At 59.4% G+C, this 12,516-nt stretch carries 9 protein-coding genes; 2 read left to right on the plus strand and 7 right to left on the minus strand.

Annotated elements, in window-relative coordinates; genetic code table 11:
- Positions 1 to 19: 19 nt before the first annotated feature.
- From TU82_RS23450 to TU82_RS23470, 5 genes are all read right to left on the minus strand, one after another.
- A complete protein-coding gene (locus tag TU82_RS23450; RefSeq protein ID WP_057725621.1) occupies positions 20 to 3,634 on the minus strand; it encodes a transporter substrate-binding domain-containing protein in 3,615 nt (1,204 codons plus the stop codon).
- A gap of 6 nt (positions 3,635 to 3,640) precedes the next feature.
- Positions 3,641 to 4,267 carry a response regulator transcription factor gene (locus tag TU82_RS23455; protein WP_057725622.1) on the minus strand — a complete coding sequence of 209 codons (627 nt, stop codon included), beginning with the start codon at positions 4,265 to 4,267 and terminating at the stop codon, positions 3,641 to 3,643.
- 304 nt (positions 4,268 to 4,571) lie between these two features.
- Entirely contained in the window at positions 4,572 to 5,288 is a 717-nt protein-coding gene (locus tag TU82_RS23460; protein ID WP_057725623.1) for an MgtC/SapB family protein, read from the minus strand.
- Between the two features lie 39 nt (positions 5,289 to 5,327).
- Positions 5,328 to 8,033, minus strand: a complete 2,706-nt coding sequence (gene mgtA, locus TU82_RS23465; protein ID WP_057725624.1) for a magnesium-translocating P-type ATPase — start codon at positions 8,031 to 8,033, stop codon at positions 5,328 to 5,330.
- Positions 8,034 to 8,598: 565 nt separating this feature from the next.
- On the minus strand, positions 8,599 to 9,777 hold the full coding sequence (locus TU82_RS23470) for a cytochrome P450 (RefSeq protein ID WP_057725625.1): 1,179 nt from the start codon (positions 9,775 to 9,777) through the stop codon (positions 8,599 to 8,601).
- Positions 9,778 to 9,850: 73 nt separating this feature from the next.
- On the opposite strand from TU82_RS23470, the gene TU82_RS23475 reads away from it, so the two are divergent.
- Positions 9,851 to 10,588 (plus strand): ArsR/SmtB family transcription factor, encoded by a 738-nt coding sequence (locus TU82_RS23475; protein WP_057725626.1) that lies wholly within the window; start codon positions 9,851 to 9,853, stop codon positions 10,586 to 10,588.
- A gap of 19 nt (positions 10,589 to 10,607) precedes the next feature.
- Here TU82_RS23475 and TU82_RS23480 read toward each other — a convergent pair whose 3' ends face one another.
- Complete coding sequence (locus TU82_RS23480) at positions 10,608 to 10,952, minus strand: FKBP-type peptidyl-prolyl cis-trans isomerase (RefSeq protein WP_057725627.1); 345 nt, start codon at positions 10,950 to 10,952, stop codon at positions 10,608 to 10,610.
- A gap of 396 nt (positions 10,953 to 11,348) precedes the next feature.
- Here TU82_RS23480 and TU82_RS23485 point away from each other — a divergent pair, with 396 nt between their 5' ends.
- Positions 11,349 to 11,594 (plus strand): DUF6124 family protein, encoded by a 246-nt coding sequence (locus TU82_RS23485; protein ID WP_057725628.1) that lies wholly within the window; start codon positions 11,349 to 11,351, stop codon positions 11,592 to 11,594.
- A 224-nt stretch (positions 11,595 to 11,818) separates the two neighbouring features.
- On the opposite strand, the gene TU82_RS23490 is transcribed toward TU82_RS23485, so the two are convergent.
- Complete coding sequence (locus tag TU82_RS23490) at positions 11,819 to 12,439, minus strand: transglycosylase SLT domain-containing protein (RefSeq protein ID WP_057725629.1); 621 nt, start codon at positions 12,437 to 12,439, stop codon at positions 11,819 to 11,821.
- Between the last annotated feature and the right edge of the window lie 77 nt (positions 12,440 to 12,516).

Here is a 12,516-nt window from a genome sequence, read left to right on the forward strand (position 1 = left end):
AAATGGCCATTAATCGGGGTCAAGGCTGATTGCAATAAAGGCTCAGCCCTCCATGCAACGCGATGATCGCTTCCTGTACAGCATCGGTCGCCGCCTCCAACGTGCTGCGGTCTTGCCGTTCACAGACGCCCTCCAGCGCTTCACAGCGAGCAATCAGCACCTGTGCCTTGACCATTCGCGCACCGCCCTTGGCCCGATGTGCAAGGTCGTGCAGCCTGGCGAAGTCAGCCTTGTGTCGCAACGCCGGCAATAGCGCCCGGTCTGCCTCCAGGCTGTCGAGCAAGGGTATCAACAGCTCTGTGAGCGCGTGATGGTCCTCCCCCGTCAACGCGATCAGGGTACTCAAGTCAAACGTCGCTGCTTCAGGGCTGGGGGCGTAAGTGGAGCGCGATGCCAGCGCCACGCGCAAATCTTCAATCCCGGTGGGTTTGAACAGACAGCCATCCATACCGGCTTGCCGGCAGCGCTCGGCCTCCTCGGGCTGCGCATTGGCGGTGAACCCCAGGAGCAGGCACGGCGCCAGGCCTCGTTCACGCTCCAATGCGCGGATGTCCCGCGCCAACTGGTAGCCATTCTTGAGCGGCATATTGCAATCGGTAATGACGCCATCGAACTGCCCCGCGCGCCACTGCTCGAGCCCTTGAACTCCGTCCTCGGCCGTGGTGATGCGGTGGCCCAGGAAACTCAGCTGCCGAGCCAGCAGCAAACGGTTGGCCGGGTAGTCGTCCACCACCAGGATACTCAAGGCATGAGGCGGCGTGACTGCAGCGCTCGGCGCCGTCCCTTCCTGCGGCAATGCAGCCGTCATGACCAGGGTCAACGTCACATCCAACCGGGTGCCCTGCCCCAGCACGCTGCTCAAGTCCAGCCGTCCTCCCATCATTTCGCACAAGTTGCGGCTGATCACCAGCCCCAGGCCCGAGCCGCTGCGTGCCGACTGTTCACTATTGCTGCCCTGGATAAAGGGGCTGAACAGGCGCAACTGGTCCTGGGCACTGATACCGATGCCGGTGTCCTGTACCCACAATTGCAGTTTCAGGTGCTCCCCTTCGAACGCCGCATGAGCACCGAGCGTGACCTGGCCGGTGTGGGTAAATTTAATTGCATTGCTTAGCAGATTCGACACCACCTGTTTGAAACGCAGTGGGTCAACCAGGACCACGCGATCGATCGATGGATCAAGTTCAACTTGCAGCGCCAACCCCTTGGCTCGTGCCAAACCTTCGAACACGCGTGCCACCGACGTCAGTAATTCGTGCAGATTGGCCGGTTCCAGGACCAGCGACAGGTGACCGGATTCGATCCGTGCGATATCCAGAATATCGCCGATCAACTCCAACATGCCGCGCGAAGCCTCCGAAGCCACCTCCAGGGCGTCCCGATCTGCCAGGCCCTGTTCGGCATTCCTCAGGGCCAGCTCGATCATGCCGATCACCGCGTTCATTGGCGTGCGGATCTCGTGGCTCATGGTCGCCAGAAAGGTGGTCTTGGCCCGGTTGGCGGCGTCGGCATCGTCCTTGGCTTCCTGCAGTTGACCCAACAACTGTTGGCGCTCACTGACGTCCACCCAGCCGGCAATCATGCCCACCACTTTCTCGTCCCCGTCGCGGTAGGGCAGCATCCATTGATAGATAGTCAAGGCCTCGCCACTGGGCAACTTGAGTATACGGTCATGAATCTGTGGCTCGCCTTCGGCCATCAAACGCAGGTAATCCTGATGGAACGACTGAGCCTGTGGCAGGTTGCCGGCGTCGGTTTCAACCACGGTTTTACCAATCACGTCTTCAAGCTTGTAGCCAAACACGTCCAGGTAAGCGTTGTTGCAGGCCATCAAGCGCCCTTGCCGGTCACGCACATAAATCGGATGCGGGGTGCCGTCGATCAACACGCTCATAAAGCGCATCTGGTCGCTCAAGGCCCGTTCGGCCTGGACGCGCTTGCGAATCAGACTGCGCAGATAGATGGCCCAGCTCAGCGTGACGATCAATAACAGCGCGGCCAGCCCGAATCCCTGAATGATCACGTTGCGATGCCGCAGCCAGTAACTGTCTTCGATAATCACCTCGCTGCGCCACTGGGCAATCATCTCGTCCATTTCCTGCGGGGTGATGCTCAGCAGCGCCTTGTCGAGGATCGAATAAAGCTCCAGCTGACTGCGATTGACCCCGAACGTGATGCGCGCAGGTTCGGAGCCGACCGTGCTGGTGATACGCAACTTGTCGCGGTAGTACCGGGCGATGATGTAGCGGGCACTGATCAACGAATTAACCGCCCCTTCCGCTTCACCTTTGGCCACCATCGCCATGGCCTCTTCGGAGTTCTCGACGTCAATGAACACGACGCCTGGAAAATCCCTGGAGATTGTATCGCGCAGCCCGTTGCCCCTGATCATCGCCAGGCGTTTACCCACCATATCTTCCAAGGTGTTCGGTCCGTGCTCATCACCACGGGTTACCAGCACCAAGGCATTGGTCAGGTAGGGCCGAGTGAACCGTACCTTTTCCGCACGATCGACACTGGGGGTCACGACCGCCAACATATCCGCCTCGCCCAGACTGACCTGATCGATCTGGCGCGGTATCGAGCTACCCGGCACCACATCGAACTTCAATCCGGTGCGCAGACTGATACGCGAGAGCACCTCGGCACTCAGCCCTTCGAACTGTCCCTGATCATCTACGATTGACAGCGGCAGGAGTTTATCGAGCACTGCAACCTTGACGCGAGGGTGTTTGAGGAGCCAGCGCTGTTCACTGGCACTCAAGTGCAGCCGGCCGGTACCGACGATGCCAAGATTACCGCCGCTCCAGCGGCGCAGGATTTCTATCTGCTCACCGGCGGGAATCGCTTCGATTGCCGCGTTGATGATGGGCGGCAGCCGCGTATTTTCCAGGGCGAACGCAAAGGCGAACGGACTGACTTCCAGCGTGGAAAAATCCGCCATGCGCACAATATTGAACTGGTTTCGATTGATCAGGTAATTGGTACTGATGGCGTCGCCCAGGTACACATCGGCGCGACCGAACGCCACGGCCCCGATGGCTTCAAAGGCCGAGGAAAACAACTCCAACCGGGCATGGGGGTAATACGCACGCACCATGTCAGGTTTCAAATAATGATAGAGCATCGCGATGCGCTTGCCCGTCAGGTCGTCATTGAGCGCCCGACTGTCATTGGCGCGTGTCACCAAGGTGGGTTGGTCATTGGCGTAGGCGCGGGATAACGTCAGCTCTTTGTCGGCCGCTTCAAACCCGTTTGCTGAACCAAGGAAGTCGACATCGCCGCGCTTGAGGGCTTCGATCACTTCATCGCGGGTTTCGTAACACCGAACCTCAATGGGGATATTCAGGGCCTGGCTGATCAGCGCGGCAAAGTCAGCGGTAATACCCTCAAGCTCTTCACGGTTGTTGGTCAGGTCAAAGGGCGCGTAATCGGGCGCAGACACCCCCATCAGCAACCTGCGCCGTTCGCGCAGCCAGCGCCAGTCGGTCTCTTGCAGCGTGACGATGGGAGGGTCAATACGAGAGTGGCCCAATAGCCGCAACACATTGGGCTCATCAAGGGCCATCGCGACCATGGGCAACAGGCTCAACCAGAGAAACGTGGCAAACCGCTTGAACGCGATGGCGACCATTTCAAATCAGATCAGATGATTGCGCTGGGCAAATTTGGACAGGTGCACCACTGAGGACATCCGTAACTTCTCCTTGAGACGTGTCTTGTAAGTGCTGATGGTCTTGTGGCTCAACAGCATGTCCTCAGCAATTTCCTTGTTGCCCAGCCCCAGGGCCAGCTTCTGCAAGACGGTCAATTCACGGTCCGACAGGCATTCGATCATCTGCCGTTCGGTTTCCTGCAGGTCGTCACGGCGTACCGAGCTGGTGGGCAGGCTCGGGAAACAGCTATAGCCTGACTGGATCGCTCGGATGGCCTTTTGCAGCTCATCCAGCTCGCCGGTCTTGGCTACGAATCCCATGGCCCCGGCGCGCATGCAACGGGTGGAAAAAAACACGGCCAGGTAGGAGGTCAGCACCAGGATCCTGCACGGCAGGCCCAGGGCCTTGACCCGGCTGATCACCTCCAACCCTCCCAGCTTGGGCATCGCCAGATCAAGGATGATCAGCTCGGGACGTTGCTCCCGCGCCAATTGCATTGCATCTGCACCGTCACCCGCCTGATAGATCTCATCGAATCCTTCCTCCTTCAGCAGATATTTGACCGTCGCACGTATAAACGGATGGTCATCCACGATTAATGCTTTGCTCATACACACCCCTAGGCGGTCGAAGTACCCTTACATATCAAATGGGACCCGGGTACCTGTGAGATATGACAGTTCCGACAAACGGTACTGCACCCTCCTCAGGACGATAACCACTCGCAGCCTGGCCCCTTCCATTGAAACATCACGAGCAATCACGGCCGGACCAGAACGGGCGGCCAGCCGTAAGTGCCCAACCTTATCAATGCAATGACGTTTTGATTGAAGGGATAGTCCTGACTACTTGTAGGATTTTTCCTCACGAAAAGCCTAGTCGATATCGGCTCAAAGGACGGTTCAGGCACACGGGTCAGTCGGTGGTACTTGGGCTCCAGAACGCCTGCACCACCAGGCTGGAGGTGGAAATACGCGCCACCAACGCGTCCAGCTCGTCACCGTCAACCGACGTCGCGACGAGGGTGGCCTCGATTTCGACTTCTTCGTTGCCGAAGGGTCGTACATCAACATCGCTGGCCGGGTAGTTGCATCGCGCCAGCTCGGCTTCCAGCAGCACCATGACTGCCTGTTGCTGGCTACGCCGCGCGATGACATAGAGGATGTTGGTCACCTCGGCCGAGACCACGTCCAACGGCTGACGGTTGATGTTATTGACGATCGGACGCAGCAAGGTATTGGCCGCCAGTACGAACAGCGTTCCCAGCAATGCCTCGAGAATCAGGTCGGCCCCCGCACAGGCACCGACCGCCGCCGATGCCCACAGGGTGGCGGCCGTATTGAGCCCGCGCACATTGCCCTCCTCGCGCATGATTACACCGGCCCCCAGAAAACCGATACCCGACACCACGTACGCGACCACGCGCACCGCGCCTTCGGCGCCGCCCAGGCGATTGGCCATGTCGACAAAAATCGCAGCGCCGACCGCCACCAGCACATTCGTACGCAAACCGGCGGTGCGTTGGCGGTATTGGCGTTCGAAGCCGATCAGACCGCCGAGAACAAACGCGGCGGTGAGACTGACGACGGTGTCGACCAGGGAGTCGAGGTTGATGTTATTGATTGCCTGCATAAAAAAATCTCCATGACTGCCGGGGCAACCGGGCCCCTGTTACTGCCAGCCAAACTTGCGGATGTAGTAGCCCTTCACCGCCTGGGTCAGTGCCATGTACGCCAGCAGAATCACCGGCAGGAACACAAAGTACAGTGACGGCAGAGCCTGCAGTTTGAAGTAATGCGCCAGTGGCCCCATCGGCAGAAAGATCCCGACGGCCATGATCACGCCCGTCATCACCATCAGCGGCATCGCCGCACGGCTTTGCAGGAACGGGATTTTCGGGGTGCGGATCATGTGCACGATCAACGTCTGGGTGAGCAGCCCCACCACGAACCAGCCCGACTGGAACAGGGTCTGGTGGTCCGGGGTGTTGGCATCGAACACATACCACATGAGTGCGAACGTGGTGATGTCGAAGATCGAGCTGATCGGCCCGAAGAACAGCATGAAGCGGCCCACATCCGCCGGCTGCCAGCGTTGCGGCTTGGCGAGCATGTCTTCGTCGACGTTGTCGAATGGAATGGCGATCTGCGAGATGTCATACAGCAGGTTCTGCACCAGCAGGTGCATCGGCAGCATTGGCAAAAATGGAATAAACGCACTCGCCACCAGCACCGAGAACACGTTGCCGAAGTTGGAACTGGCGGTCATCTTGATGTACTTGAGCATGTTGGCGAAGGTGCGCCGGCCTTCCAGCACGCCCTCTTCCAGGACCATCAGGCTCTTTTCCAGCAGGATGATATCGGCGGCTTCCTTGGCGATGTCGACCGCGCTGTCCACCGAAATGCCGATATCCGCCGTACGCAGCGCTGGCGCATCGTTGATGCCGTCACCCATGAAGCCGACCACATGCCCGTTGGCCTTGAGCAGGCGCACGATGCGTTCCTTGTGGCTGGGCGTGAGCCTGGCGAACACATTGGTGGTTTCCACCGCCTGCGCCAGCTCGGCGTCGGTCATGTCTTCGATAGCGTTGCCCATCAGCAGCCCCTGCTGCTCAAGGCCCACTTCACGGCAGATCTTCGCCGTGACCAGTTCGTTGTCGCCGGTCAGTACCTTCACCGCTATGCCGTGGGCTTTCAGGGCCTTGAGCGCGGGTGCAGTGCTTTCCTTGGGCGGGTCGAGAAACGCCACATAGCCGATCAGGGTCAGGTTGTTTTCATCCGCAAGCGTGTAGGTATCACGCCCGGCCGGCATCGGCTGCGCCGCGACTGCCACTACGCGCAGGCCTTCTTCGTTGAAGGCGGCGGTCACTTGGCGAATGCGCGCCAGCAACTCTTCGCTCAACGCTTCATTGACGTCGCCATGGCGCACACTGGTGCACACCGACAAAATCTCTTCCACCGCGCCCTTGCAGATCAGCAGGTGCGGCTGGTCCTGCTCGGCCACCACCACCGACATGCGACGACGGTTGAAGTCGAATGGGATCTCGTCGACCTTCTGAAACGCGGTGCCGACTTTCAATTCACGATGGATCTCGACGTGCTCGAGCACGGCCACATCCAGCAGGTTTTTCAAACCGGTCTGGTAATAGCTGTTGAGGTAGGCCATTTCCAGCACATCGTCAGACTCCTGGCCCCACACATCCACGTGACGCGCCAGGAAAATCCGGTCCTGGGTGAGCGTGCCGGTCTTGTCGGTGCACAACACATCCATGGCGCCGAAGTTCTGGATCGCGTCCAGGCGCTTGACGATGACCTTCTTGCGCGACAGGAACACCGCGCCCTTGGCCAATGTCGAGGTGACGATCATCGGCAGCATTTCGGGGGTAAGGCCCACCGCAATCGACAGCGCGAACAGCAGCGCTTCGGTCCAGTCACCCTTGGTGAACCCGTTGATGAACAGCACCAGCGGCGCCATCACGAACATGAAGCGGATCAGCAGCCAACTGACCTTGTTGACCCCATGCTGGAACGAGGTGGTGGCGCGGTCGGTTGCCGTGACCCGTTGCGCCAATGCACCGAAATAGGTGCTGTTGCCGGTAGTCAGGATCACCGCCGTGGCGGCACCGGACACCACGTTGGTGCCCATGAACAGGATGTTCTCCAGCTCCAGCGGGTTACGGGTATGGGCGTCCTGCTGATGGGCGAACTTCTCCACCGGCATGGATTCACCGGTCATCGCCGCCTGGCTGACGAACAGGTCCTTGGCACTGAGTACGCGGCAATCGGCGGGAATCATGTCGCCGGCCGACAACACAATCAGATCGCCCGGCACCAATTGCCTGATTGGCAGTTCAAGGCGCTTGGCCGCGTCCCGGCGCAGCACGGTCGCCGTGTTGCTGACCATCGCCTTCAAGGCGTCGGCGGCCTTGTTCGACTTGGCCTCCTGCCAGAAGCGCAACAGGGTCGACAGCACCACCATGGAGAAAATCACCGTGGCCGCCTTCATGTCCTCGGTCAGCCAGGAGATAACCGCCAGCAAGGTCAGCAGCAGGTTGAACGGGTTTTTATAGCAGTGCCACAGGTGCACCCACCACGGCAGCGGTTGCTCGTGCTCGACCTCATTGAGCCCGTATTGCCCGCGCAGGGCGTCGGCCTCCTGGGTGTTCAGGCCCTCGGCGTGGCTGCCCAGCGTGCCCAGCAGTTGCACGGCACTGCCGTTGGCCGCGGCCACCAGGGTTTGCGCCAGGCTGGGCGGAACTTCGCGGCTGACACTGGCGTCGGTCACGGTCTCCAGCATCGCCAGGCGGCGAAAGTGCCGGGCGATATGCCGGGTCCGCAGGAAGCCGGCGAAGAACTCTTTAAGCGTCGTGAGGTTCATGGTGTTACTCCTGCGCGAGGAAAAACCCGTCGTGCAGGTACTGGCCGTCCGTGCCGGGCCGGTCAAAGACAGGCACAGCCGAACCTGGCCCGCCCGCCGTAAAAGGCAGGCGCGTCCGTAGCATCCCGAGGTTACCCAGGTGCTGGTCAGCGTCGATGAGAGAGGATCAGGCAGACGCCAGGACTGGCCACTGCCGGGATGCCGCTTCTCGCTTTGTGAGGCGAGACAACGGCATCTGGAAGATGCGCGTTACCTTGCCAAGTATGTGCCGGTTACCGAAACCGGCCGACGACTGTCACTCGAACAAGTACCCACTGAGGGTCTCCGCTATTGATGAAAACGCGCGAAGCTTACGCCGCGATGTTGGCCGAGTAAACCGTAGGAAAGTGCCTGCGCCGGGAATGACAAGTTTCTTCAGGATGGGTTCAGGAACGCCGTCCTCCACCACACCGCTGAGCAAATGTGGGAGGGGGCTTGCCCCCGAAGACGGTGCATCAGTTCGAATTCACTGCCTGACACACCGCATTCCCAGGCAAGCTCTACCTATGAGCCAGGTGTCGTGCTTTCATTCATGAGCCTGCCGGCTATCTTGAATTTCCCCATCAAGGCAGAACAGCGGGACACGGCCATTGAGGGAAGGCAAATAACGCCACCGATAAACACGAGCAGACGAAGCTGGCTGCCGCTGCAGAAATGCCGAAACCACCTCTGAGGCAATAGCCAATGCTAATTGCTGGCCTGGACATTGATGCCTTCCCGAGCCGAAGCTGAAGGTTCGTCGTTGCGCCCGCTTGAGCAAGAAGCTGTCGGGGTCCGGATTGGCGCAGGGGTCTCGGTTGGCAGCAGCGAGCAACAATAAAATGGTATCGCCCGCCGCTAAAACGCTGTCGCCAATCGTGCAGCGCTTTGCAACAAACCGCCGGGTGTTTTGTACCGGCGAATCATAACGCGCTACCTCCGCCACCCAATCAGCGACGAGTTGGGGGGTGGTTTGCATGCCTTCAACCAGGTCAGGATGACGTTGGAGCGCGATGAGGGAATTGCCGATCAGCCCCGCAGTGGCTTCGCAGGTCTGTGACAATAGCCCGATCAGATTGGCTATCAACGCGTCATCGTCTTTCCAGGCTGAGGCTTCGTAATCACCATAAAGACGGCTCAACAGGCCGCCACCCTCATCATCGTTACCCAGCAGCGCCTGGAACAGCTGGCTCAGCCGAGCCGCCCCGCAATGGGCTTTACTGAGTTGAGCCTTGTCACTTAACGGCGAAAGGCAGGCGACAAAATCCCGTGTCATCTGCGCGACTTCTTGTAGCTGGCTGGATGTGAAGCCTATCAAGGTCGCAATGACCGACACCGGTAACGTGAACATCCACGCATTCGGGTTATCGCCCGAGACATCCAGTGTTTCAACAACCTGCGCCACGATGCCTGCGATGTTTTCCGTGCCCATCGAGGTCAAGGTGGGTTCGATAACTCTGCGGGGGCACTGGTGTTGCGCCCCCTCGTTCATGCGCATCAAACGACCGAAAATATCGCCTGCGGCGCCTTGTGCAATGGCCGCCGGAATCGGCTCGTGCACTGGACGTACAAGGCAATCGGGATGCTCCAGAATGGCCTCGACAACGCAGGCACCACTGGCAATCCATAAACCAAGATTTGCATCGAATGACAGCGCCCTTTGCTGCCTGATGCGTGCGTAATAACCGTAGGGGTCGACATGGGTTGCGGCTTCAAACGGCGTCATTTGGCGGTCCTTTTCACAAAGAACGGCTACTATCGAACAATCGTCACACCAACAATTCGCTCAGGAACGAAATATGGATTCCCAACGCAATGACACCGCCATTTCTCGTGTCGCCGGCGCCATTGCGGAACCCGCGAGGACAAGAATGCTGTGCTCGCTGATGGACGGTCACGCCCGTACCAGCACCGAAATGGCCGTCATCGCCGACGTCAGTGCCTCCACGGCAAGCGCGCACCTGGCAAGGCTTAAAGAGGACGGTTTGATCAAACTGCACACCCAGGGCAGGCACCGCTACTTCAGCCTGGCGGACGCGCACGTAGCCCAAGCTATTGAAGCCCTGATGGTGATCAGCCGAAACGCGCAGACCGCATTTGTTTCGACGACTCCCACTCGGTTGCAGTTGGCACGCACCTGTTATGACCACATGGCAGGATCCCTGGCCGTACAACTGCACGACTGTTTCATCGACTCGGGCTGGTTGACCCTGTCGGATGCGGGTGACGGTATGTATCAGCTCACCGTGCAGGGCGAAAAAGGGATGACAGGGCTCGGTGTCGAGATAGAAACCGTAAGGGCACAGCGACGTCGTTTCGCTTGCTCATGCCTGGATTGGAGCATGCGCCGTCCCCACCTCGCCGGCGCACTGGGCGCCGCTGTTCTACAGGCCGTTACAAGCCGCAAATGGGTTATCCAGGACCTCGATAGTCGGGCGTTGGCTTTGACGCCCAAGGGGCGAAAGATGCTGTACGACAGGTTTGGGATCAAGGTTGAAGACAAGGTGCTGGAAAAATCAGGCACCGCGCCCTGGTGAGACCTGTACATGCATCTCTTCAATCATCCCGAGTCAGCACTTCCAACAATTCAATCTCGAAACGCAGGTTGCTGTTTGGCTTGATATGCGCGCCCATCGAACGCTCGCCATAGGCCAGATGCGCCGGTACATACAACGTGCGCACACCGCCGACCTGCATGCCCATCAAGCCCTGGTCCCAGCCCCTGATCACGCGGCCGGTGCCGATCACGCACTGGAACGGCTTGCCCCGCTCCCAGGACGAATCGAACACCGTGCCGTCTTCCAGGGTGCCGGTGTACTGGGTGGTGATCAGCGCGCCCTTTACCACGGTTTTGTCGGTGCCCAGGCGGATGTCGGTGATCTGCAGTTCGTCGTTGCTCATGGGGGTCTCGTTAAAAGGTGAAGGGCTGGGGTTTTCCCAGAAACGGCTGGGTTTGGCAAGTGTAGGAACAGTCGGAACAATGACATTTCCCTTTAACTTGAAGGACGTTTCCGAGAGAATCCCAACCGCTTGCGCCGCCCACATTGCGTGGCTAGTCTTCGTCGGTCACTGCCAATTCAGTGACTCGGGGTTTGGTAGACCGCGAATGATTAGGCGCTAAGCGCCCCCTTCTGCAAGGCGCTTTTTTTCGGCCCTGCGTTATGGCGGCCGTGCGCAGGGCACCTTCGGGTGCACCGGGTCCTAATCACCGGTCTACCAATCTGCGTACGGCCACCACCCTAAAAGTCGTTTGGTAGCGATGGTGGTGGCCTTCTAACTTCGATTAGGAGTCAAACCATGGAAAAGCTCGTCCCCGCACCACCCGCCCCAGAACTGCAATTCTTCGCCACCACACCCGACCTCAGCTTCGAAGACGCCCTGGCCCATGCCAGCAGCGTGTTGCGTTGTGCAGCCGTTGCCGCGCAGACGGCGGGTGAGCAGTTGGATGGCACTTCGCGCACCCTGGTGATTTCGGTCATGCACCTGGTGGAGATGGCCAGCGTGATGGTGGATCGTTCGCTGGAATGCATACTGCCGGCCTGACGCAACTAAAAAATGTGAGAGGGGGCTTGCTCCCGATTGCGGTGCATCAGTCACAACATCAGTGGCTGACATTCCGCTATCGGGGGCAAGCCCCCTCCCACATTTGGACAGCAGCCCATCAGTTAGATAGCAGTGGGCTGTGAGGCTGTCGGCGGCTTCGCCACAGGTCCAGCGCTGTACCGCCATTTACTGTGGGAGGGGGCTTGCATGCATCCAGAAGCCTTTTACAACCAATGCCAAAATCGGCTCCAGAACCCCCGCCCCAGCTCATCCTTGCACCCGGCATATTGCCGCGCGTACAGCTGCGAACGCGCCTGCACCTTGCTTGCCACCGGCAGCAGCCAGGCTTTGCTGGCGTAGGTGCGCTGGCGATAGCCGCCCCAGCCTTCGTGGTAGTTCAGGTATTGGCCGTAGGCGTCGTATTTGTAGACGCCGTTGATGGTGGAGGTCTTGTCCATGTACCAACCGATAAAGTCGATGGCGTCATCGAAGTCCTCGCGATCGGCGCCGCTGCGGCCGGTGCTTTTGCGGTAGTCATCCCACACCTCATCCTTGGCCTGGGCATAGCCGGAAGCCGTGGACACGCGGCCCCAGGGGATGATCCACAGCAGGTATTTACGCGGAGTCTTGGCGTCGTAGCGAAAGCCCGACTCCTGATACATGATCGCAAAGGGTACCTGGATCGGCACGCCCCAGCGTTTTTGCGTGACCTTGGCGGCCTCGTACCAGTCGTCCTTTTCGCGGAAGATGCCGCAGAGGTCGTTGGGCGTGCGTGGCGGCGAGGTGCCGCACGCCGCCAACAGAGAGGTGAGTAATAACAGTCCGACGGCTTTGCCTGCGCTCAAGGGGCACCTTTGCGTGATACGCGTAAAATGTCGGTATTTTACGCGTTCACCGAGGCGGCGTCCTTGCCGCAGACAGT

It is taken from the genome of Pseudomonas orientalis, from assembly GCF_001439815.1.
GTDB lineage: Bacteria > Pseudomonadota > Gammaproteobacteria > Pseudomonadales > Pseudomonadaceae > Aquipseudomonas > Aquipseudomonas orientalis.